This window comes from Undibacterium sp. SXout20W (genome assembly GCF_049340285.1).
In the GTDB taxonomy this organism is placed as follows: Bacteria; Pseudomonadota; Gammaproteobacteria; order Burkholderiales; family Burkholderiaceae_D; genus Undibacterium.
On the sequence record NZ_JBMPPH010000033.1, the window covers coordinates 14267 to 37091 of the forward strand.

Consider the following 22825-nt stretch of genomic DNA (forward strand, 5'->3'; position numbering starts at 1 on the left):
AGCCGCATCGTCATCATTACATCCGGAACACACCAAATTTCACATCCGGAATCGGCGCGTTCAATGCCGCCGACAAACCGAGCCCAAGGACCATACGCGTATCCGCCGGATCAATCACACCGTCGTCCCACAAGCGGGCGGAGGCGTAGTAAGGATGTCCTTGATGTTCGTATTGATCTTTGATCGGTTGTTTAAATGCGACTTCTTCTTCCGCGCTCCAGGTACCGCCTTTGCCTTCAATACCATCACGTTTGACTGTCGCCAATACACTTGCGGCTTGCTCGCCACCCATCACGGAGATACGCGCATTTGGCCACATCCACATAAAACGCGGTGAATAAGCTCGACCGCACATGCCGTAGTTACCAGCACCAAAACTACCGCCGATGATCACCGTAAATTTCGGTACATTTGCGGTTGCTACGGCGGTCACCATCTTGGCGCCATTGCGGGCGATGCCTTCGTTTTCGTATTTGCGTCCCACCATAAAGCCGGTGATGTTTTGCAAAAATACCAGCGGGATTTTGCGTTGGCAGCACAGTTCAATAAAATGCGCGCCTTTTAACGCGGATTCTGAAAACAGAATACCGTTATTGGCAATGATACCAACTGGCATGCCGTAAATATGGGCAAAGCCGCACACCAAAGTCGTACCGTACCGTGCTTTGAATTCATCAAAATGGCTACCATCGACAACACGCGCAATCACTTCGCGGACATCGAAAGGTTTGCGGGTATCGACCGGAATCACGCCATACAATTCGCTGGCAGGGAATTTTGGTTCTTCGACGTCTTTCATGACCACAGTTTGTGGTTTTTGACGGTTCAGATTCGAGACGATAGTGCGTGCCAGTGACAAGGCGTGCGTATCGTTTTGTGCCAGATGATCAACCACGCCAGATAAGCGTGTGTGCACATCGCCACCACCGAGGTCTTCGGCAGTGACTACTTCACCAGTCGCTGCTTTCACCAATGGTGGACCACCGAGAAAAATCGTGCCCTGATTTTTAACAATAATCGATTCATCGCTCATCGCCGGCACATACGCACCACCAGCGGTACAAGAGCCCATGACCACGGCGATTTGCGGGATGCCTTTGGCGGACATGTTCGCCTGATTGTAGAAAATACGACCGAAGTGATCACGATCCGGAAATACGTCATCCTGATTCGGTAAATTAGCACCACCGCTATCAACCAGATAAATACATGGCAAATTATTTTGCTCTGCAATTTCTTGCGCACGCAAATGCTTTTTCACGGTCATTGGATAGTAGGTGCCGCCCTTGACGGTGGCATCATTACAGACGATCACGCATTCCTGACCAGCAACGCGGCCAATGCCGGTAATCACGCCAGCAGATGGGGCTGCATTGTCGTACATATCATAGGCGGCAAGCTGCGAAAATTCCATGAATGGCGTACCCGCATCCAATAACATTTGAACCCGATCCCGTGGCAATAATTTTCCACGCGCCAAATGCTTTTTACGTGCATCGTCACCACCACCTAAAGCGATTTTTTCTATTTTGGCCTTGAGGTCATCGACCACGACTTGCATCGCAGCAGCATTGGCTTTGAATTCTTCAGAGCGAGAATTCAATTTGGAATCTAAAGTTGTCATCGTATATTTATCCAAAAATCAGTTATTCGTGTAAATAGCAAAAAAGCAGTCTGACTATGCCTGTCTAATGAATGATCCCATTGACGTAAAACCATTTGCCGTCATACCTGACAAAGCGACTCACTTCATGCAGCTTATGTGCTCGTCCGTTAATCTTATATCGGGCAATAAATTCAACCGTTGCCGAGTCACCATCATGGGTGTGCTGTTTAACTTCCAGACCCAGCCATTTGGTCGGATCATCATGCGCAATGCATTCCTGAGGGCAAGTTCTTTCATCCCAGGTCGCGCGTAAATAGGCTTCGTCATTCAAGGTATATGCGGTGTACCGGGAACGCATTAAGGCTTCTGCGCTTGCTGGAATCGCATCGCCAGACAAAAAGGTGGCACAACAATCTTTGAACTGCTTTTGTGAACCACAAGGACAGGCGCCGCTTTGCGCTTTGCCTGTCTTATTTTTGCTCTCTTTACTACGCATACTTACTTTTTACTTTCTTTCACTGCGACGGGTGCCCCTGCGGCTTTCCACGCGCCGAAACCGCCATCAATATGCGCGACATGTTCCAGTCCCATGTCTTGCACGGTCTTGGTCGTCAGCGCGCTGCGCCAACCTGCGGCGCAAAATAAAATAAATTCTTTGGCTTCACCAAAAACAGGTTTGAAATACGGTGAATCCGGATCAACCCAAAACTCTATCATGCCGCGTGGTGCATGAAACGCGCCGGGGATAATGCCTTCTCTTTCCAATTCACGGATATCACGTACGTCTACGAATTGCACTGCAGGATCGGCTAACTTGGCCTGTGCTTCGGCGACACTATACGTTTTGATTTGTGCATTTGCCTCGTCGACTAATTGCTTGTAGCCTTTTTTCATTTTTTATCTCCTGAATATCGTGTACATCAACGTTTGTTAAATTAAAACCCGCCAGTAGCAAGCCATTTCTCGACTTGCGGCAAACGATCATTACCCCAGAAAGATTCACCATCAACGACGATCCACGGCGCCCCAAATATGCCCTTGGCGATGGCGGCGTCACAATCCTGCTTCAAGCGCTCTTTACGATCAGCATCGCTACAGGCATCTGGCACTTGCGAGCCATCGAGCCCTAAACTATCGACAAAATTTGATAGCCATGTCAGATCATTAATGGCAGCCGGGCCAGAGAAATAGGCCCGCGTCACACCACGGACGAAATCACTAACACGCTCCGGCGCAATCTCTTGTAACCACAAACAAACCCGCGCCGTATTTTGTGTGCCAATCGGAATTACATCCGGCAAGACAAAGGGTACGCCCGCATAACGCGCAGAGCGTTCGAAGTCATTTTTGTAGTAGTTGGTCATGACCGGCGGACGCATCGTCAATGGACCTGAACCCGTCGATTTAAATACCTGACCAAGCAAGATCGGTTTCCACTCAACTGTACGGCCATATTTAACGGCCAAAGCTTCAATCGATTGACTTGCAATATAGGCATAAGGTGAAACAAAATCAAACCAGAATTCAATTGTCTTACTCATTGCTGTCTCCTCGTTTTTATTGTCTTGCTTTGGTCACTTGTGTTGACTACCGAAATAAAATCTCTTTTAGTTCTGCAATTTATCCCGCTGCTAAGGCACGACCGATCAAAATTTTCTGAATTTCTGAAGTGCCTTCATAGATCTGGCAAACGCGCACGTCACGATAAATTCGCTCGACTGGAAAATCACTGACATAGCCATAGCCACCATGAATTTGAATCGCATCCGAACAAACTTTTTCTGCCATTTCTGACGCAAATAATTTCGCCATGGCGGCTTCTTTTAAGCAAGGCTTACCAGCATCTTTCATGCTGGCCGCATGCCAGATCAGTTGACGCGCTGCTTCAATCTGGGTCGCCATATCAGCCAGCTTGAATTGCACGGCCTGATGTTCATAAATCGATTTACCAAAACTGCTACGGTCTTTGGCATACGCCAGCGCCGCCTCAAATGCGGCACGCGCCATGCCGACCGATTGCGACGCGATACCGATACGGCCACCTTCTAAACCAGACAAAGCAATCTTGTAACCCATGCCTTCATCACCAATCAGATTCTCAGCTGGGATGCGGCAGTTTTCAAATAAAATCTGTGCGGTGTCAGAGGAGTGTTGACCCATTTTATTTTCTAAGCTTGCGACGATGTAACCCGGCGATTTGGTGGACACCCAGAAAGCGCTGATGCCTCTTTTGCCTGCTGCTTTGTCCGTCACTGCCATCACAATCGCCACATCCGCATGTTTGCCGCTGGTAATGAATTGTTTAACGCCGTTCAAGACGTATTCGTCGCCTTCACGACGGGCGGTCGTTTTTAGGTCTGAGGCATCGCTACCGGCGTGTGGTTCGGTCAGGCAAAATGCGCCTAACATTTCACCACGCGCCAAGGGCGTCAACCATTGCTTTTTCTGCGCATCGTTTGCGTACATCATCGCGATACTGCACACTGGGCAATTATTCACCGACACCACAGTGGAGGTACCACCATCACCCGCAGCGATTTCTTCCAACACCAGCGCCAGCGACAAATAATCCATGCCTGCACCACCGAACTCTTCTGGCACCGCCACACCATACGCCCCCATCTGCGCCAATTCTTTTAATTCTTCAGCAGGGAAATGGTGTTCTTTATCCCAGCGTGCTGCATTTGGCACTAAACGTTCCTGGGCAAAGCTGCGAATGGCATCGCGTATCATTTCGTGTTCTGGTGTCAGTAACATGTGAGTCTCTTTTCAATTTCTCGTTTTTATTTCAGGTCTTACCAGCTCAGACTGGCGCCATCTTCTGCATTAAAAAAACCGCCATTGCTTTCGGCTTTTAAACCTTCAAGCAGTGTGCGTATGCGTTGTGCACTATCGCTAATTTCTAAATCAGCGCCAGCGCCACCCATATCGGTTTTCACCCAGCCAGGGTGCAGGGCCACGCAGGTGGCTTTACTGGTGTTGAGCGACACATCTTTCAATACTGAATTCAAGGCTGCTTTGCTGGCACGATAGAGCCAACCTTGTGAAGCCGAGCGACTCGCAATCGACCCCATGCGCGAAGAAATCACCGCCAATTTACCTTGTGCATTTTCAACCAGTGGCAAAATGATGGGCAAAATGCGCATCGCAGCTAACACGTTGGTGTGCATCACGTCATCAAACTGTTCTTGCTGAGGCGAAATCAAGCCAGTGGTATGCGGCCCGTAGACACCGGCATTTAAAATCGCAACATCAATTTTTTCATCATCCAGACGCCAGCCCAACCCAGCACAATCATTGAGATTATTGACATCTAACGGCAAGGCTTCAACGCCATTTGCTTGCAGCGCCGCAAGGTGATCCGCATGTCGCGCAGTCGCAATCACGCGCCATCCGGCCGCCTTGTATTGCAAAGCCAACTCGTGCCCAATACCACGCGAAGCCCCTATGATTAATGCTGTCGGCATGTTGCTTCCTTTAACTTATATCTGTGCACACTGTGCACACTGTGCATCTTCGTTTTTATGCTTTTAGTGTTTCTTGCAGTGTCGCTTTTATATCGTGCGCACGTTCATTCAATGTCCGGGATGCAAAGCAATACGTCGGTATTGCGCGCATGTGCAACGCCGCTATGCGCCAGGACTTTGAATGAGCGCAGCGCACAGCATCAATTAAACCAATTCGATGGCCATGGCGGTACCTTCTCCACCACCAATACACAACGATGCCACACCACGCTTCTTACCTTGCTTTTTCAATGCACCAATCAGCGTGATGATGATACGCGCACCGGACGCACCGATAGGGTGACCCAGAGCACATGCGCCGCCGTGTACGTTGATCTTGTCATGAGAAATACCGAGATCTTTCATGGCTGCCATAGGCACTGCGGCAAAGGCTTCGTTGATTTCGAACAAGTCAACGGTGTCAGTCGTCCAGCCAGTTTTTTTGTACAGTTTTTCAATCGCGCCAATAGGTGCGGTCGTGAACCAGCCTGGTTCTTGTGCATGGGTTGTGTGTGCCAGAATCTTTGCGATGGGTGTTAAACCTAATTCTTTGGCTTTGGATTCGCGCATCAAGACCAATGCGGCAGCACCGTCATTGATGGATGATGAAGATGCGGCGGTGATGGTGCCATCTTTTTTGAATGCTGGCTTCAAAGAAGGAATCTTATCTAACTTAGCTTTCAACGGACCTTCATCTTTATCAATCACCACGTCGCCACCACGACCAGAAACAGTCACGGGAGCGATTTCCCACGCAAATGAGCCATCGGCGGTTGCTGCTTGCGCGCGCTTAACGGAAGCAATTGCAAATGCATCCTGATCTTCACGGCTGAATTGGTATTTAGCGGAGCAGTCTTCAGCAAAGGTGCCCATGGAACGACCTTTGTCGTACGCATCTTCCAGACCGTCGAGCATCATGTGATCAAAAATCTGTCCGTGACCAATACGATAGCCACCGCGTGCTTTCGGGATCAGGTATGGTGCGTTGGTCATGGATTCCATGCCGCCAGTGACCAGTACTTCATTGCTGCCCGCTGTGATAGCGTCAAATGCCATCATGGTGGCTTTCATGGCAGAGCCGCACATTTTGGACAATGTCACAGCACCAGTGGACATCGGCAAACCAGCTGCCAACAATGCCTGACGTGCAGGCGCCTGACCTTGGCCTGCCATTAAACAGTTACCGAACAACACTTCTTCGACCAATTCTGGTTTAACGCCAGCACGTTCCACAGCTGCTTTAATCGCAACGGCGCCAAGCTGACTCGCTGTCAAAGAAGAAAAGTCACTTTGAAAAGCACCCATAGGGGTACGTGCAGCGCCAACGATAACGATAGGGTCGTTCATTACATTCTCCAAAATAAAAATGGTCGAAAAAATTATTACGTTTGATTACGTTTGATGATGTTTGATTACGTTTGATATGTTTAATTATGTTTGATGACAGAATCGGATCTCTTGCGGGTACGGAAAAACGTCATCCACTTTGCCCGCAACGATGCGCTGTTTGCGTCCATCCCAGTATTGGGCGGTCAATAAATCAGCATGATGCTTCATAAAAAATTGCTTTACTTTTTGATTACCCAGCAAGAAGGTGCCAAACTGTTCTGGAAAGACATCGTTCTTAGCAATCGGGTACCACGGCTCAGCGGACATTTCATCTTCCTCGTTGCGCGGTGCCGGGATAGTGCGAAACTTGCAATCGGTAATGTATTCGATTTCATCGTAATCATAAAAAACGACTCTGCCATGCCGTGTCACACCAAAATTTTTGTAAAGCATGTCGCCAGGGAAGATATTGGCCGCCACCAGATCTTTGATGGCGTTACCGTATTCCAGCACGCCATGTTCCATGGCTTCCATATCACCACGTTGTTCTGCTTCGGTCAGGTAGATATTGAGCGGCGTCATGCGACGTTCTATGTACAAATGTTTGATGACGACTTCATCATCATTCACTTCTAACAATGACGGTGCATATTGCTTAATTTCATTGAGCAAATCATCTGAAAAACGCGAACGTGGAAACGCGACATCGGAATATTCCAAGGTATCTGCCATGCGGCCAACACGATCGTGATTTTTAACCAATAAATACTTTTCTTTGATCAACGCTTTGGTCGTTTCTTTTGGCGGCGGGAAGCTGTCTTTAATCAATTTGAAGACATATGGAAACGATGGTAATGCAAATACCAGCATGACCAATCCACGAATACCAGGCGCAGCGGCAATTTGATCCGATGAATATTTAAGGTGATGCAAAAAGTCGCGGTAAAACAAATTTTTACCGTGCTTTTGCAGACCAATCATGGTGTAAATTTCACTGCGTGGTTTTTTTGGCAGAATACTACGAATGAATTGTACATACGCTGAAGGCACTTCCATGTCGACCATGAAATAAGCCCGCGTGAAGGAAAACAATACCGTGATTTGCATGGTATCAAACAGCACCGTATCGAGTACCAGAGATCCTTTGTGCTTGTGCATAATCGGAATAACGAACGGGTATTCGCGATTGCCGTTGATGCCTTTGCCGATGATGTAAGCGGATTTATTCCGGTAGAACAAGCTCGCCAACACTTGAATCTGATGATTTGGTTCTAGTTTCTCGCTGCCAAAATTTTCTCTTAGCCGGGCTTCAACCAGCGCCACGTCGCGGTCGAGATCTTCAAACTCAGCCTTCAGTTGAAAATTGGTGACAATGCGTTTAATCGTGAAATTGAGTCCATCGGTTGCCGGATAGTAAACCCGATAAGTGGGTGGCGTGTCTTCACGCTCCAGATATTCTGTCGACGTTGCCGGACGCACAAAAATGAAATCATTATGAAAATAATTCCGGTGGAGAAGCTTTGTGCAGACCGTATTGAAAAATGTTTCTGCCAGCTCTGGACGCAGATGATCGACCAACAAGCCCATGTAATGCAATTTGACTTCGCGCCAGACTTCATCCGTCAGATCGGCTTCTTCATATTCATCTTCCAGCGCTTGTACGCACTCGCGTACGCGTGTGTCGTAGAACTGAATACGTTCACGGGCGGCAATCTGTGCAGCTTTCCAGTCGCCTTCTTCAAAGTGCTTTTTTGCACCCTGGCTACTGGCACTAAACAAACGATAATGCTTGTCAAAACCGTCCAGTATCATGCGGGCAATATCAAACGCAATTTGTGAAGACAACAATTTGGGGAAGTGGGTATTAGGCATAGTCATTACTCAAGCGAGGTTAAACTGGGTTTTCCAAGCTTGTAGTTTAACCAAATCCACGCCAATGCCACCACAAATCACCAATAATGGTTTTTTGAACGCTTGCAATTCAGAAAGATTCTGATATGCAACTGCGAGCGTTGCACCACAGGCGGGTTCCACGAGCGCGCGCATATCATCGGCAAATTGAAGGCAGGCGTCGACGGCTTGCGCGTCGCTGACCAACACACTTCGGATATCATGTTCGCGCGTCAGGTCAAAAGCCTTTTGAGCGACCCTTCTTGAGCCTAAAGAATTAGCAATACTGGTAATTGCTGGCAAAGTCACACATTCTTTGGCGAGCATTGCTGCGTGCAATGAAGCTGCACCTTCGGTCTCCACTGCAATGACCGGAATGTGCGCCAGAGCGTTACGTTGCAGACCTTGAACGATGCCGCTCATCAGACCACCGCCGCCCACGGAACAAAGCACGACATCAAAATCCAATTGTCCCGCGACTTCGTCGATCAAGCTGGCATTGCCATCCCAGATGTCAGGATGATCAAATGGGGGAATATAGAGGGCACCGGTTTGTTGACACAAAATAAGTGCAGCTTGATTGGCGTCATCCCAGACCGTACCTTCAACAATGACGGTGGCGCCAATTGCACTAATTGCACTACGAACATTTTCTGGCGTGGTTTGTGGCACTACGATCGTCGTCTGCAAACCCAATGCAACACCAGCAACGGCGGCGGCAAATCCTGCATTGCCACCTGAAGGGCAGACGAAATGCTTTGCCCCTTGCGCTGCCGCGCGCTGGCACATTAAACCTATGCCGCGTAATTTGAAGGATCCAGAAGGCTGCAAATTGTCCATTTTCAGCCACACTTGTTTGTCTAGCGCTGATGACAGTGCTCGGTGAGCTAACAAGGGTGTATTCAGATGTAGTGGCTTCATACCTGATTTCCGGAGGCGGATGTCAAAACTTCGATGCGGCGTGCGTTGCAAAAGCGCACGCCAGGTAACGTATGCTCAAAATGCTTATCGGCGTTGCTGCGTTGCTGCAAGCAGCGCCGGACAATATGCGGATTAGCGGGTTTCAGCAAACAATTCGCGGCCAATTAACATACGGCGGATTTCACTCGTGCCTGCACCAATTTCGTACAGTTTGGCATCACGCCATAAGCGACCAACCGGATATTCATTAATATAACCATTGCCGCCCAGGGTTTGAATTGCTTCACCTGCCATCCAGGTCGCTTTTTCTGCAGAGTACAGTATCGCGCCAGCAGCATCTTTACGCAGTGCGCGGACAGCGTCGGGTGTCGTCGCACGATCGCAGGCCTGCCCAACCGCATAGACATAAGCCTTACATGCCATCATGGTGGAATACATATCCGCCAATTTGCCTTGCATTAATTGGAATTCACCAATCGGCTGGCCGAATTGCTTACGGTCATGCACATAAGGAACGACAGAATCCATACACGCTTGCATAATGCCCAATGGGCCACCAGACAACACCGTACGTTCAAAATCGAGACCAGACATCAAGACGTTGACACCTTTGCCTAAGCCACCAAGGACGTTTTCAGCAGGTACTTCGCAGTCCTCAAATACCAGCTCACCGGTGTGCGACCCGCGCATACCGAGTTTGTCGAGTTTTTGCGCAATGCTAAAACCTTTAAAGCCTTTTTCGATCAGGAAAGCAGTCATGCCACGTGGGCCAGCTTCGATGTCATTTTTTGCGTACACCACCAGCGTGTCTGCATCAGGACCATTGGTAATCCACATTTTGGTGCCGTTCAATACCCAACGGTCGCCTTTGAAATCAGCGCGTAATTTCATACTAACGACGTCAGAACCTGCATTTGGCTCCGACATTGCTAATGCGCCGATGTGCTCACCAGAGATCAATTTTGGCAAGTATTTTTGTTTTTGTTCCTCAGTGCCGTTGCGTTTGATCTGGTTCACACACAAATTGGAATGCGCGCCATATGACAAGCCGACCGATGCCGATGCGCGGGAAATTTCTTCCATGGCAATAATATGTGCGAGATAACCCATACCAGCGCCACCATATTCTTCACCAACGGTGATACCAAGAATGCCCAAGTCACCCATTTTGCGCCATAAATCCATCGGAAATTGGTCATTACGGTCGATTTCTGCGGCACGAGGTGCGATTTCTGCGGCAGCAAATTGTTGAATCGCTTCGCGCAATGCGGCGATATCTTCGCCGTGATCAAAGGTTAAACCTGGAAGATGGAGCATGTCGTCCTCACTGAATGTTGGAGTTAGTTATCGTTACGCTATACAAATTTCAAACCACAGGACTGAAATATTGGTCTTCCAACCGACTCTATCAGGCCTGTCGCCTCACTCTTGCAGTTTTCCTGTCTTGCAGCTTGGCTATTTTTTGGTTCAACACCGTGGCGCCTCATAAAAAGAATCAAGATGCCATTTGCTATCTGACCATCATCTGACCATTATCCGACGCAACCGTCGAAATTTGCATAAACAAAAATAATACTTTGAATTGACGTTTACGTAAACGTCAATTCGATTACTTTTTCTGTTTGACCCAAATTTACTCTTTCAATTTTCCCTCATTACTCATTTCCAGTAAGCGACAACTCTCCTCTTCATGGGCACTGATTTCCGCTAACATTACTTCAATATCTTCGCGTTGTTGTTCTAATGCCGCACGATGTCTTGCCAAAACAACCAGAAAACTTTGCAATTGTGTCTCTGTATCCTTGGGTGAACGATACATGTCTACCAGACTTTTAATATCGGACAAGCTTAAGCCCAGACGTTTGCCACGTAGTGTCAGTTTTAGGTGTGTACGCTCGCGCGCCGTATAGACGCGGTTACGGCCGCTAGGTCCTTCGCGCGTCGGGCTGAGTAAGCCCTGATCTTCGTAAAAACGGATCGCTCGTGGCGTAATGTCGAATTCGCGGGCTAATTCGGTAATGGTATAGGTGGCCATAGTTTTAGATACAAAAATCAGTTTTCTGATTACAATCTTAAATTGACGTTAACGTCAATTAAATAAAAACGCATTGTAGGCTATTCCGACCACAGCGTCCTATCAAGACACATTGGACTGAAAAAAATAATTCCCGACAACGGAAAACCCACTCTGACTGAGTGCTAGCAGTCCTGAAAATGAGACAAACATGAATCAGCTTGAACAGCAACTCGACTACCCTTTTGGCGATACCTTGCCAGAATCCGGCAAAACTCTGGAAATCATGCCTGGGGTGCTTTGGATACGCATGGGTCTCCCTTTTGCGCTTAATCACATCAATTTATGGCTCTTAGAAGACGAGCTTGAGACTGAACATGGCCGCGTGCATGGCTGGACTGTCGTCGATTGTGGTATTTCAAGTGACACGACACGCGATAGCTGGGAAGTACTGCTAGGCGACCAGAGCAATCATTTACGCGGCTTGCCGATTGTGCGAGTCATCGTCACACATTGCCATCCTGATCATGTTGGTTTGGCGGACTTTTTGTGTAGTCGCTGGAAAGTGCCACTGTGGATGACTGCAGGCGAATATGCGTTTGCCCGCATGATGTCAGCCAGTTTGCCTGGTGCGGATGGCACGGCCATGTTCCCGCACTTCCGCAAACATGGGTTAAGTGACCCAGCGATGTTGGAACAAATTCAGGAACGAAAATCGCACTACACCCGTTTAGTACCAACCGTACCTGCAACTTACCGTCGTTTACAAGAAGGCATACCGCTCGCTATCGGGGGCCGTCGTTGGGACATCATCACTGGTTTCGGTCATTCGCCAGAACATGCGACTTTGTATTGCGCCGCATTGAATTTGATGATCTCCGGTGACATGTTGTTGCCGCGGATTTCTACCAATGTATCTGTATTTGCAATCGAGCCTGAAGCCAACCCGGTACAACAATATCTCGATTCACTGCAGAAATATCTGCCTTTGCCCGCCGAAACCTTGATTTTGCCGTCCCACGGCAAACCATTCAAAGGAATGCATACGCGAATTACCCAGTTACAAGAGCATCATGCAGAACGCCTGGAAGAAGTACGTATCGCGTGCGCGACGCCACAGTCAGCGTGCGACATCGTGCCGATCATGTTTCGTCGTCCGCTCGATTCGCATCAACTGACCTTTGCAATCGGTGAAGCACTCGCGCATTTACACAAGCTCTGGTTTGATGGCGTATTACATCGCCAATATGGGGATGATGGCGTGATGCGATTTGTCCTTGCTACCTGAGGTAAGCAACCAAAAACCAGGCTAGGAAATTTTTTTACAGCCTGGTTTTTTCTTTTTTAAGGCAATCAACGCTGGACGTCCGGAATCTCTTTTCTGGTACGGGTCAACATGGCACGTAACTGCAAAAGCCCCCATGCTAACAAACTAAAAACCAGTAGAAGCAAAGCCGCAAAACTGACATGATTGGCCATTTTCTGACCTGCAGACATTTCAAAAGCAAACGGCTGATAATGAATAAATTTTTTCGCCTCTTCTATCTGATCGGCGCGAAATAAGTCTCCGGGGTGACAATTATTTTCTTTCGGAAAAACATAACATGCGGGGTTTTTGAGGTTCAAATGACCTTCAAAAACCCTTAATACGCTGTCTTCCGATAAACCGGCTGAAGAAAATTTCTCCAGTCGATAGCCAAAAATCGGGTTGTAACAAAAGACTTGTGAAACACCCGCAATCATTGTGTCATTGATCGCCAATTTTGCATGAAAAGCGCCAGTATTCATTTCTGCGGTGGTTCCAAGCCGTTGAATTTCAGGTTTAAAAATACCCGCTACGAACAATTCATTGGCGACGGAAATGGGGCGAACATCATAATTTTGCGCCGCATAAAAATCACGCGATTCGTAGGCAAACTGCCAAATGGTGAGACCGACGACAACGCCGACAATCGCCATTCTGCGTTTGCCACCAACGGCCCGCTCCAACAGTAAGCCAGCGCCAATGGCAATCAAAGGAATATAGACGACCACCCAACGCAAAGGGGTGCTCGTCGAATTGATCACAGGGATCGTTTTTAAGATAGCGTTCCAGGCCGGCGTATAAATATTGAACACCAACGGCCATGCGACGGCTAAGACTAGTCCACACCATAACACCGTCGTCTTGGCGCTGAACTGCCATTTCCAACCGGTACGCTGCCATCGCCACAAACCGCGCGCCAATAATCCGAGCATCAGTATCGCGATCACACTACTGAAGTTATAGGCCCATTCATGTGGTTCAAGAAGCCACTGTAAGTTGGTCATTCTCGGCATACCAAACTGATACGCGGCCTGTGATGGCAGAAATAAACTACCGCCAATCAACAGGAATGTATCCAGCAAGGATTTCCCGCCTGGCAATGTATAAAACGTTCGCGGAAAACCAGACAAAAATGCCGACGCCGCATCAATTTTTGAGATTGCTAAACACACTGCAAAAACGCTGGCGACACCAGCACGTAGCAACAGATCCCGCACATTGCCGCCCTTTAAAAGGCGAAGCAAAGCAATAATCAATACCGCTAATGCACCCGCCAATAGTAAGCTTCCCAAACCTGAATGCACCCAATACGCCACCATCGCACCAGCCACTAACGCCGCCACGAACTGGTTAAATCGATGTCGTATTGGCATAAGTAACAAAAACGCTATCCATAGTACTAACGCATAACCATGGAAAGTGACATGCCCCACCAACATACGATGAGGTAGAAAGCCATTCATCATCAACATGCTTGCTACCATTAACGCAATGACGACACTGGAGGAGAAGAGCTTTCTCATCACTAAATAGCCCCCCCAGAACATCAGACTGGCGGTGATCAGGAGCATGGAAAAGGCCACATTCAAAGGGCTCATGCTCAGGCTCAGTAACTGCGGCAAAGAATAAAACGTCGATTGTGGATCAGCGAAATAAGGTTGTCCTGCACAAAAAGAAGGGGTGAACCAGGGAATATCCCAGCCATTATTTTTAAACCAGATTGAGCCATCTAATAATGCGGGAAACAGATAAGAATAATCATGTCCAACCGCGAGTCGAGCATTCGGAAAAAAAGGCGCCATCGTATGTTCGAAGAACAGCAGCAATACGAAAAAATAAACTATCACACCAATATCTCGTCTTCTGTTCCCGCCCTCTGCCGACATTATTTTACTCATCATGCAATTTATCTCTGTTCTCTGTGCGATCGTCGCTACCTGATTTAAACGAAAAACGATTATGCGCAATATACCCAATAAGGACTGTCAAAATGACCAATGGCGGCTGCGACAATATAGGACGAAATCCACACAAATCCACTAATATCCATAACCCTGACAGCTGAATTCCTAAAACAAACAAAGAGGAAAAATTAAATCTCAGATATTCGTTACACATCGGTGCATTACTGTGGAAAACGAATTTCCGATACATCAGCCAGGATTGCAAAACGGCAAATAAATGACTCAGTATTGCCACTAGCAAATAATGTATATGTTCGCCAAATAGCATATAACTACCTGAAAAAATCGCGCATCCGATCAAGGTGTTCCAACCACCAATGACAAGGTATTTGATTTTCTTCGAGTCCAGCCTCGGGAGTCTCTGCAACCACACCATTATTTGTTCGCGATAACCGTATAACCAAGCGGATCTTCGCTGCTTCCGATAGGCAGTATTGACGATATATGACCCCAAGTCGCTAACAAGGGAATAACGGGGGTGCAGCATACCGCAATAAAAAAACTCAACACGTTAAACTGTTCTTTAGCGGGGACGAAGTTTCTAAACCAAATAACAAGCAGTTTGGCCACAATGCTGGTGACATCTGTTCCTCTCGAAATAATCTTCACTCCCGTATAGTGATCAAACATTTGTTGCAAACTACTTGGCGTATAACGAAAAAAATCAAACGGTATATAGTGAAAACGCGCACTCCAGGGAACCGTTACGATCAAACGCCCGCCAGGCTTTAGTACGCGTCGCATCTCGTCAATCAAGACTTGGTAATGCTGTACATGCTCCAACACTTCCGTACACAATACGACGTCAAAACTGGCATCAGGGAAAGGAATATGTATGCCATCAAACGCGACGATATCGCTATTGCGGAAATCAAATTTATCCGCATCAACAATATCAAGTCCGGTATAGCGTGTACGCTCAGTAGAAAGCAAAAACCGATACGGCGACGACCCGCATCCCACATCCAAAACCTCGCCCTTCGCATGTCTCAGCTCAGAACAAATACTGCGATACACACTCGCCACCTGTAAATCTAAAAACAAGCGCGCATAAAAATTCAGTTTGCCGGACAAACCGATGGGGGCTCTCAATGCGACGGGACGAAATTTTTCTGCGCTCATGCTAAATTTTCTTCGTTCCTACGGCCAATAAATTGCCGACCTTAGCAGAAATCAAGGTTTTTCCCAAAGCCGACGAAGCCACCACAGGTAATAAACTCTTTTTGATCTTTTGCGGTAATGGAATTAGCCTTAGCCAATAAGATAAGGGATAAGCATTCCTCAAGCTTTGCACCTTGACGTCAGAAAAACCAATTTTCTGATAAAGGCAGGCCATACTCTTCGTTGAGAACAATTGTAAATGCTCAATATCATAAATCGGACTTTTTTTGCCCAGGAAACGAGCGAGTGGTGCCCGGAAGTCATGTGCTACCGTCATCAACACGCCACCAGGCCGTAACAGTTGAAAAGCTGATTGACATAATTCGAGCGGATTTTCTAAATGCTCAAGCGTCTGAAAGCAGGTAATCAGATCAAAACTATTTTCCTCAAAATCTTCTTTTCTGAAAAAATCATTTCTGAGAAATTGTCGTATATTGGGGGCGGCGCGTTTGACTGGCTCGACAGAGGGCTCAACACCGATCACTTCTTCAAAGCCTGCAGCAACTAAGGCCGCGACAAACGCACCGTCACCAGCGCCGATATCCAGTGCGGCGCAACGCCCGCTGATTTGCGGTAGCAGTTTCTTTAATTCATTTGCATAGGTCTGCGCCGCATATTGGGACTCATTCTCTGCATCAAACTGGGCTTCGCGATAGCTACTCTGAAACCAATCGAGTGGCGGTACCGCATTGGCAAATACCAGATCGCAGTCGCGACATAGCGCCAAATCAAAATGCATATATTCCGGTAATTTACGCGATGCAAACGCAAATCCATCTAAGGCAGCAAAATCGACATCCGCTTTCATCCAAGAATGCTGCGCTTTTGTTCCGCAAATGGCACACGATCTTTCCCGCATCACGGGTATTACAGACTCTGTCAACGCCGCGTCGTTCATGTCTGATTCCGCCCTTGCTCTGTTGCATCCCTTACTTCGCCATCACGCACAATACTACGACGTAAAAAATGCGGGCGTTGCTTTACTTCTTCAAAAATTTTTGCGATGTATTCGCCGACCAGGCTCACAGATAAGAGCGTGCTTGCGCCGAAAAATAATTGGATCAACAAAATCGTGGTGACGCCTTTCGGCACCATTTCAGGGAATAGCAAACGGGTGGCAATTTGCAAAATTATCAGACATGAAACAACTAAAAATATCAACACGCTAAACGCGGATAAGACGTTCAATGGGGTATTGCTGAACGACAGTATGCCTTTTTTTGCCCAGCCAATATTCTTCAGAAAATTGTTCGTGCTACGACCGAACATTCTCTCCGGGCGCACGTAGTCAACACCAGTTTGACGAAAACCAGTAAATGCGCGCACACCGCGTAAAAATAAATCACGCTCCGGAAACTGCAACATGCATCGTACGACACGCTTATCGATCAGCGAGAAATCACCTGCGTCACGGGGGATATGTAAGTAAGAGAATGCGTCAAATAGCTTATAAAATAGTTTGTAGGCAATGCGCATATACCAGGAGGCTTCTCGTTTTACGCGACGGCCATACACAACCTCGCTTCCTGCTCGCCATTGTTCGACAAACTGCTCTATAAGTTCTGGTGGATCTTGCAAATCACCATCAAGTAATACGCAAGCGTTTTTGGTTGCTAATTCCATTCCACTGCGAAACGCAGATTGTGAACCAAAATTTCGTGAATGCGATATGCCCAACACGCGATGATCTTGACGACTAAGTTCGCGTATCACTTCTTCTGAATCATCGGGACTGCAATCGTTAACGAAAATAATTTCATAGTCGATGCCTATCTTTAAAAAAGTATCCGTCAGACGTTGATACATATACGGAATTGCTTGCGCGTCTTTATAGCAGGCGATGATCGCCGTCACACTGTAACGACGATCTAAACCATCTTGCTTGCTGGACGACAAATAGGCTTGACGGTCTTCTAAACTAGCATACCAGGTTTGCATTTTTTTTAAGCCGTCGGCGATGCTGGTACGTGCCGTCCAGTGCAGTACTCGCGCGGTCTTTTCCGGATTTGCGTACCAATCAGTGACATCCCAATCGCGCTGTGGCATGGTGAATGCCGGCTCAGCTTCTATTGCAAACAAGTGCTTCGCTAAGTCTGCCAATGCACCGATCGTCGTGCACTGGCCGCTACCCACATTAAATGACTCACCATAGACATCGGGTGCCAGATTTAACGCTGCATCAATAAAAGCTTCACAGGCATCATCAACATACACAAAATCACGCGATATACGTGGGTTAACAAAGGGTGGGAAAACGCCTTCTGCTGCTTTACTTATCAAGGTCGGAATAAGCCGCGCCGGATCTTCATAAGGGCCGTAGATCGAATACAAACGCAAATTGACACACGGTAAGCGCCCGACTTTTCCTTTAAATTGAATCAGGCTGGCAACCGCGCACTTAGAGACTGAATAATGGCTGTTTGGCGCCATCGGCGCGTCTTCTGTGGGGCCTTCCGCCAGATTGCCGTATTCGGATGATGAGCCTGCATGAATATACGCATGTACGCCGCGACGCGACAACTCTTCTAATAAATTGACGGCAACACCCACATTGGTCCGATAAATCAAATCGGCTTCCTGCTGAAACGAATAGGCGCCGTAAGAAATGCAATCAAAGATCGTCAATGGCCGGGTTTGATCGAGTAAAAGGCTAATATTTGAAGGCACCAATAAGTCAGCCAGAAGTACGTTTTTTTCTGGCAAACCATCAAGCCGCCATGCTGGCAAACGTGATGCTGTCCCATAGACATCACATCGATATCTCAACAAGATTCGCAGCAAATTCGCGCCAACAAATCCGCTCGCACCTAATACCAGAATAGGACCTTGGAGGGCGGCGATTTTTAATTTCAATTCATCACTCATACATTCATACACTTTTACGCTTATACATTTTTACTTTCTTGTTGCCATCGACGCCATACATTGTCAGCGTCCATTTGACTTTCAATACGGTGAAACACTTGCGAACCATAAGTCGCCGACGGATAGCCTTGCGCGCAGCAATGCAACAAACGCGGCGTAATGGCTTGCTGTGCAAGTGTTGCCAACAAAGTATAGGCGGCGCTACCGTGTGCAACATGCTCTTCCACCACCGTCAATAAGGGATGGTCTTGTAACGCCTGTAGCAGCTCAGAAGGAAGATGTTGAAAGCCGTCTGGCATGATCGCTAGTACCCATAATGCAGGCCGGTCAGAAATTGCGACATCACGCATTTTTTGCATTAAACTGCCGGCGATCGGCCCCACCGTCACCATGACGCCGCGCTCACCTTCTAGCACACAGCGCCAGGCAGTCAGCGCTGGCACCGCCATGTCGGCTGGTTTTTCACATCGTCCCAAACGTAAATACCCTGGCTGTCCAGATGCCGACATCTGACGTACAGCCGGTTCCACATCGTCGGCAAAAGCCGGCACAAAAACTTGCATACCCTGTAAGCCGAGCAAAACGCCATAGTCTTCAATCGCATGATGCGATGAACCCATCGAGCCATATGCATAGCCACCACCGTTGCCGACAATTTTTACAGGCAGGCGATTCAGGCAGACATCATTTCTGATTTGCTCAAACGGGCGCGCATAGATAAACGGTGCGATGCTATAGACCCAGGCTTGAGTACCCATTTTGCACATGCCAGCGGCGGCTGACACCATGTTTTGTTCTGCAACGCCAGCATTAATAAACCATGGCCCCATCAAATCGCGAAGTGGTTCGAGTGCCATAAAACCCAGATCGCCTGTCAAAAATGCAAACTTGTGGTCAACAAACAGGTTACGCCACGCGCTGCAGGCTGCGTTTCTCATGTTTGCTCCAATTCGCGACAGGCTTGTTCATATTGCGCGCTATTCAATGGCAAGTAATGCCATTCCAGACGATTTTCCATGAACGATACGCCTTTACCTTTGATGGTATTCATGAAAATAAAATGCGGACCTGATTCTGCAGGCTCATGCAGAATCGCTAATTGGCTAGGGTCGTGGCCATCAATCACTGTAATTTTGACGTTAAACGCGCTGAGGCGCTTTAATAGATCACCCATCGACGCTACTTCGGTGGTTGTGCCAAAGCCCTGCAAACCATTCACGTCAATCAATACGGTAAGATTGTTCAATTGTTGATGCGCGGCAAAAATCAATGCTTCCCAATTTGATCCTTCCTGCCATTCACCATCGGACATCAGACAAAATACACGTCCTGATGTTTCTTGAAGACGTTTGGCTAAGGCCATGCCCGTCGACACCGGAAAACCATGGCCAAGGCTCCCAGTTGCCACAGAAATGTCGGGCATCCAACCAGATACCGGGTGGCCAGCGAGATGCGTGCCATCTTGGTGAAATTGCGCCAGATCAGCGTCGCTTAAACGGCCGATCGACCACAAAGTGATATACAAAGCACCCGCTGCATGCCCTTTTGCCAGCACAAATGTATCGTCATTTTGCATGACTTGGTGATGAAGAAACAGCAGGGCATCAAGACAGGATAAATTTCCACCCAAATGACCTACTTTGCTATCGTAATGCATACGTAATAAACGCAGCCTGGCCTGCTGGCACAATTGCTCAAAGCTCATATCGCGGCTCAGTGAAAGCTAATTTTTGATTAGACCACCTTTTTTTACTGACTGTCAATTTCCGATAAGCAACAGTGGGTAATTTTCCTTCGTGTGCTGCATTTATGGACACTAAGAAAAGTCCATTCTCCGACATAGGTTAATGGATCCCTTACACAAGTTAGTCCCGATATTGAGTCGCCTGCATCAGCCGCCAAACTGAAGGCACCGCATACTGATAGTCCCCGCCTGGAAACTTTGATAAGTTTGTTGCACGGCTTCATCAGGATCTGCTGCACCAAGGATGTAAAGCAATGGCCAGTAATGATCGGGGCTGGGTACGGCCATCTTGGCTGCGGGGCTAAGAGACGCATAGTCAATTAATGTGGCATCGTTGCGGCTAAGCAAAGCGTTCCATACCGCATCGTCAAATTCCTGCGCCCACGCGCGGCTCGCTTTTTCACTTTCAGCCGCCTGAAAATCGAGAGCACGCAAATTATGCGTAATATTGCCGCTAGCAAAAATCAACACACCCTGTTCGCGCAATGCAGCTAATTGTTGCCCGATCGCATAATGGTAAGCGCCAGATTCTGCGTAATTGATCGAAAGCTGGAACACCGGAATGTCGGCGTCTGGATACATATGACACAACACGCTCCAACTCCCGTGATCGAGGCCCCAATCCCGGCTCAGTGTGACGTGCGGCAACTGCTTCTGCAATAGTGCGAGTGTCGTTTGCGCCAATCCTTCCGCACCCGCTGCCGGGTATTGCACATCGAAAAGGGCTTGCGGAAAACCGCCGAAATCGTGAATCGTTGGCGGCTGCGGCTGCGCATCTATCTGAGTACTGCCAGGCGTCAGCCAATGTGCAGAAACGGCCAGAATGGCCTTTGGTCTCGGTAAAGTCTTCGCCCACGCGGCCAAATGCTGGGTATAGGTATTGTCTTCGATGGCATTCATCGGGCTACCATGGCCAACGAAGATCACGGGCATGCGACCGGTATGGCGATTTATTTCAGGTTTAACATCATTCATTTGCAATTCTCACGTTAATCGATCAATTCAATATGTCTAAAAATGCATCCACTAGAAGCCAATAGCGTCCATCAGAGTCTAATAGAGCCCAATAGAGCCCACGATAACAGATTCGTCAAAGCGGTGCCGGTCACCTGAAAAATCGCAAGAGCTGAAGCTTTTAACATATTACAAGCCAATAACGAGACTCACTTCAACCTACGTCAAGGAAACCAACTAAGGCTCGTCATCGCAATGATTGTTATAGCGATGATTTTTATAGCAATGATTGTTAGTGAGATTAACAGCTGATGTCTTGAAAGTGATCGAGGCCATTGTAAACCTCCCCCAATCAGTGCCATGTATTACTAGAGTTTTGAGGTTGATGAAATAATCGGTATTCAACAGGTGTCATCCCGTTGAGAGAATCATGTGGACATTGCTCGTTGTAATCGTTCATCCACAATTCTGTTCTTTCTTTGACCTCCTGCAAGTTCTTAAAAACATACATATCTAACACCCCTTGGCGGTAGCTGCGGTTGAAACGTTCAATGAAGCCATTTTGCAAGGGTCTACCTGGCTCAATAAACTCCAGGTGGACATCATGCTTTTGCGCCCAATCTGCTAAGGTTGCTGAAATAAATTCAGGTCCATTGTCCATTCTGATCTGTGCCGGAAAGCCACGCCATGCAACGATACGCTCCAGCACCCGTACTACACGGGACGCAGGTAAATTCAGATCCACTTCAATCGCTAATACTTCCCGATTAAAATCATCGACCACATTAAACGTACGAAAACGCCTGCCACACCATAACGCGTCACTCATAAAATCAATTGACCAACTCTTGTTGATTTCCCCAGGTACTGCCAATGGATGCGGGTCTCTTGTTGGAAGTCGCTTTTTACCAATGCGTCGCCGGTTCATCTTTAGTCCACAATAAACGCGATAAACTCTCTTATGATTCCAGGTGTGGCCACGTCGCCTTATTAACTGAAAATACTTGCCAAATCCCCGTTCCGGAAAACGTTCTGCCAATTCCTGCAAAACTGCAATGATGTCGTCATCCGGTACCATCCGCCGCTGATAGCTCATGCTTGAACGTGAGAGTTGCATCGCTTTGCAAGCCTGACGCTGGCTAAGTCCAACCTCTTGCAGTTGTTTGACGAAATCCCGTTTCTGGTTCGGGGTTAGCGCTTTAAACCGATCACCTCTTTAAACGCATGGTTCTCTAGCGACAAATCAGCAACCATCATTTTGAGCTTACGATTCTCTTCCTCCAGGTCTTTGAGGCGCTTTACGTCGGCTGCTTCCATGCCGCCATATTTAGATTTTCATTGGTAATAGGTCGCTTCAGAAACACTATGTTCCCGACAAACATCTTTGACCAATCTACCAGCTTCAACCGCTTTCAATATTCCAATGATCTGTGTCTCTGTAAATCTGCTCTTACGCATTTCTGTTCTCCTTTGGCATATAAGTTTGCCTCAAGAACTCTGGTTATGCATGGCTTGATTTTACGGGAGGGTTACACCATCATCTAAGACCGGATTGACGGCCTCAG

At 47.7% G+C, this 22825-nt stretch carries 20 protein-coding genes and 1 pseudogene; 1 reads left to right on the top strand and 20 read right to left on the bottom strand.

The genetic code is table 11. From position 1 onward, the window contains the following. Positions 1-16 precede the first annotated feature (16 nt). The 11 genes from ACO0K1_RS15045 to ACO0K1_RS15095 form a co-directional block, all read right to left on the bottom strand. Complete coding sequence (locus ACO0K1_RS15045; protein ID WP_423027132.1) at positions 17-1624, bottom strand: carboxyl transferase domain-containing protein; 1608 nt, start codon at positions 1622-1624, stop codon at positions 17-19. A gap of 64 nt (positions 1625-1688) precedes the next feature. Beyond that, a complete protein-coding gene (locus ACO0K1_RS15050; protein ID WP_423027134.1) occupies positions 1689-2102 on the bottom strand; it encodes a YchJ family protein in 414 nt (137 codons plus the stop codon). Between the two features lie 2 nt (positions 2103-2104). Continuing rightward, the gene (locus ACO0K1_RS15055; protein WP_423027136.1) at positions 2105-2500 is read right to left on the bottom strand and encodes a rhodanese-like domain-containing protein; all 396 of its coding nucleotides are present in this window, start codon (positions 2498-2500) and stop codon (positions 2105-2107) included. Positions 2501-2541: 41 nt separating this feature from the next. Further along, positions 2542-3147, bottom strand: coding sequence for a 2-hydroxychromene-2-carboxylate isomerase (locus ACO0K1_RS15060; protein WP_423027138.1), 606 nt, complete (start codon positions 3145-3147; stop codon positions 2542-2544). Between the two features lie 79 nt (positions 3148-3226). Beyond that, positions 3227-4363 (bottom strand): acyl-CoA dehydrogenase family protein, encoded by a 1137-nt coding sequence (locus ACO0K1_RS15065; RefSeq protein ID WP_423027140.1) that lies wholly within the window; start codon positions 4361-4363, stop codon positions 3227-3229. A gap of 38 nt (positions 4364-4401) precedes the next feature. Beyond that, positions 4402-5073, bottom strand: a complete 672-nt coding sequence (locus ACO0K1_RS15070) for an SDR family oxidoreductase (RefSeq protein ID WP_423027142.1) — start codon at positions 5071-5073, stop codon at positions 4402-4404. A gap of 204 nt (positions 5074-5277) precedes the next feature. Then, positions 5278-6459: an acetyl-CoA C-acetyltransferase gene (locus ACO0K1_RS15075; RefSeq protein WP_423027144.1), complete on the bottom strand. Its 1182-nt coding sequence runs from the start codon at positions 6457-6459 to the stop codon at positions 5278-5280. Positions 6460-6543: 84 nt separating this feature from the next. After that, positions 6544-8313, bottom strand: a complete 1770-nt coding sequence (aceK, locus tag ACO0K1_RS15080; protein ID WP_423027146.1) for a bifunctional isocitrate dehydrogenase kinase/phosphatase — start codon at positions 8311-8313, stop codon at positions 6544-6546. Between the two features lie 9 nt (positions 8314-8322). Beyond that, entirely contained in the window at positions 8323-9252 is a 930-nt protein-coding gene (locus ACO0K1_RS15085; RefSeq protein ID WP_423027148.1) for a pyridoxal-phosphate dependent enzyme, read from the bottom strand. Between the two features lie 132 nt (positions 9253-9384). Then, entirely contained in the window at positions 9385-10569 is a 1185-nt protein-coding gene (locus ACO0K1_RS15090; RefSeq protein WP_423027150.1) for an isovaleryl-CoA dehydrogenase, read from the bottom strand. 316 nt (positions 10570-10885) lie between these two features. Beyond that, on the bottom strand, positions 10886-11287 hold the full coding sequence (locus ACO0K1_RS15095) for a MerR family transcriptional regulator (protein WP_423027152.1): 402 nt from the start codon (positions 11285-11287) through the stop codon (positions 10886-10888). 190 nt (positions 11288-11477) lie between these two features. Here ACO0K1_RS15095 and ACO0K1_RS15100 point away from each other — a divergent pair, with 190 nt between their 5' ends. Beyond that, positions 11478-12554: an MBL fold metallo-hydrolase gene (locus ACO0K1_RS15100; protein WP_423027154.1), complete on the top strand. Its 1077-nt coding sequence runs from the start codon at positions 11478-11480 to the stop codon at positions 12552-12554. Between the two features lie 65 nt (positions 12555-12619). Here the strand turns inward: ACO0K1_RS15100 and ACO0K1_RS15105 are convergent, their stop codons facing one another. The 9 genes and pseudogenes from ACO0K1_RS15105 to ACO0K1_RS15145 all read right to left on the bottom strand — a co-directional run bounded on the left by ACO0K1_RS15105 (position 12620) and on the right by ACO0K1_RS15145 (position 22718). Then, entirely contained in the window at positions 12620-14473 is a 1854-nt protein-coding gene (locus ACO0K1_RS15105; protein WP_423027156.1) for a hypothetical protein, read from the bottom strand. Further along, positions 14463-15023: a GtrA family protein gene (locus ACO0K1_RS15110; RefSeq protein ID WP_423027158.1), complete on the bottom strand. Its 561-nt coding sequence runs from the start codon at positions 15021-15023 to the stop codon at positions 14463-14465. Before ACO0K1_RS15110 ends, ACO0K1_RS15105 begins: the two co-directional genes overlap by 11 nt. Continuing rightward, complete coding sequence (locus ACO0K1_RS15115; RefSeq protein WP_423027160.1) at positions 14912-15658, bottom strand: class I SAM-dependent methyltransferase; 747 nt, start codon at positions 15656-15658, stop codon at positions 14912-14914. Before ACO0K1_RS15115 ends, ACO0K1_RS15110 begins: the two co-directional genes overlap by 112 nt. Before the next feature lies 1 nt (position 15659). Then, positions 15660-16595, bottom strand: coding sequence for a class I SAM-dependent methyltransferase (locus tag ACO0K1_RS15120; RefSeq protein ID WP_423027162.1), 936 nt, complete (start codon positions 16593-16595; stop codon positions 15660-15662). Beyond that, entirely contained in the window at positions 16592-18562 is a 1971-nt protein-coding gene (locus ACO0K1_RS15125; protein ID WP_423027164.1) for an NAD-dependent epimerase/dehydratase family protein, read from the bottom strand. The genes ACO0K1_RS15120 and ACO0K1_RS15125 overlap by 4 nt, the downstream gene beginning before the upstream one ends. A gap of 20 nt (positions 18563-18582) precedes the next feature. Beyond that, positions 18583-19500: a transketolase gene (locus ACO0K1_RS15130; RefSeq protein ID WP_423027167.1), complete on the bottom strand. Its 918-nt coding sequence runs from the start codon at positions 19498-19500 to the stop codon at positions 18583-18585. Next, positions 19497-20267 carry a transketolase gene (locus ACO0K1_RS15135; RefSeq protein WP_423027169.1) on the bottom strand — a complete coding sequence of 257 codons (771 nt, stop codon included), beginning with the start codon at positions 20265-20267 and terminating at the stop codon, positions 19497-19499. The genes ACO0K1_RS15130 and ACO0K1_RS15135 overlap by 4 nt, the downstream gene beginning before the upstream one ends. Positions 20268-20453: 186 nt before the next feature. After that, the gene (gene ygiD / locus ACO0K1_RS15140) at positions 20454-21281 is read right to left on the bottom strand and encodes a 4,5-DOPA dioxygenase extradiol (RefSeq protein WP_423027171.1); all 828 of its coding nucleotides are present in this window, start codon (positions 21279-21281) and stop codon (positions 20454-20456) included. A gap of 331 nt (positions 21282-21612) precedes the next feature. Beyond that, a pseudogene (locus ACO0K1_RS15145) lies at positions 21613-22718 on the bottom strand (IS3 family transposase). Between the last annotated feature and the right edge of the window lie 107 nt (positions 22719-22825).

Bases quoted from the DNA above. Each gene is read 5' to 3' on its own strand.
- ACO0K1_RS15100 (WP_423027154.1), top strand. From the start codon at position 11,478: ATGAATCAGCTTGAACAGCAACTCGACTACCCTTTTGGCGATACCTTG.
- ACO0K1_RS15090 (WP_423027150.1), bottom strand. From the start codon at position 10,569: ATGCTCCATCTTCCAGGTTTAACCTTTGATCACGGCGAAGATATCGCC.
- ACO0K1_RS15060 (WP_423027138.1), bottom strand. From the start codon at position 3,147: ATGAGTAAGACAATTGAATTCTGGTTTGATTTTGTTTCACCTTATGCC.
- ACO0K1_RS15055 (WP_423027136.1), bottom strand. From the start codon at position 2,500: ATGAAAAAAGGCTACAAGCAATTAGTCGACGAGGCAAATGCACAAATC.
- ACO0K1_RS15115 (WP_423027160.1), bottom strand. From the start codon at position 15,658: ATGAGCGCAGAAAAATTTCGTCCCGTCGCATTGAGAGCCCCCATCGGT.
- ACO0K1_RS15135 (WP_423027169.1), bottom strand. From the start codon at position 20,267: ATGAGCTTTGAGCAATTGTGCCAGCAGGCCAGGCTGCGTTTATTACGT.
- ACO0K1_RS15085 (WP_423027148.1), bottom strand. From the start codon at position 9,252: ATGAAGCCACTACATCTGAATACACCCTTGTTAGCTCACCGAGCACTG.
- ACO0K1_RS15075 (WP_423027144.1), bottom strand. From the start codon at position 6,459: ATGAACGACCCTATCGTTATCGTTGGCGCTGCACGTACCCCTATGGGT.
- ACO0K1_RS15050 (WP_423027134.1), bottom strand. From the start codon at position 2,102: ATGCGTAGTAAAGAGAGCAAAAATAAGACAGGCAAAGCGCAAAGCGGC.
- aceK (WP_423027146.1), bottom strand. From the start codon at position 8,313: ATGCCTAATACCCACTTCCCCAAATTGTTGTCTTCACAAATTGCGTTT.
- ygiD (WP_423027171.1), bottom strand. From the start codon at position 21,281: ATGAATGATGTTAAACCTGAAATAAATCGCCATACCGGTCGCATGCCC.
- ACO0K1_RS15105 (WP_423027156.1), bottom strand. From the start codon at position 14,473: ATGATGAGTAAAATAATGTCGGCAGAGGGCGGGAACAGAAGACGAGAT.
- ACO0K1_RS15120 (WP_423027162.1), bottom strand. From the start codon at position 16,595: ATGAACGACGCGGCGTTGACAGAGTCTGTAATACCCGTGATGCGGGAA.
- ACO0K1_RS15065 (WP_423027140.1), bottom strand. From the start codon at position 4,363: ATGTTACTGACACCAGAACACGAAATGATACGCGATGCCATTCGCAGC.
- ACO0K1_RS15070 (WP_423027142.1), bottom strand. From the start codon at position 5,073: ATGCCGACAGCATTAATCATAGGGGCTTCGCGTGGTATTGGGCACGAG.
- ACO0K1_RS15110 (WP_423027158.1), bottom strand. From the start codon at position 15,023: ATGCTGCACCCCCGTTATTCCCTTGTTAGCGACTTGGGGTCATATATC.
- ACO0K1_RS15125 (WP_423027164.1), bottom strand. From the start codon at position 18,562: ATGAGTGATGAATTGAAATTAAAAATCGCCGCCCTCCAAGGTCCTATT.
- ACO0K1_RS15095 (WP_423027152.1), bottom strand. From the start codon at position 11,287: ATGGCCACCTATACCATTACCGAATTAGCCCGCGAATTCGACATTACG.
- ACO0K1_RS15045 (WP_423027132.1), bottom strand. From the start codon at position 1,624: ATGACAACTTTAGATTCCAAATTGAATTCTCGCTCTGAAGAATTCAAA.
- ACO0K1_RS15130 (WP_423027167.1), bottom strand. From the start codon at position 19,500: ATGAGAAACGCAGCCTGCAGCGCGTGGCGTAACCTGTTTGTTGACCAC.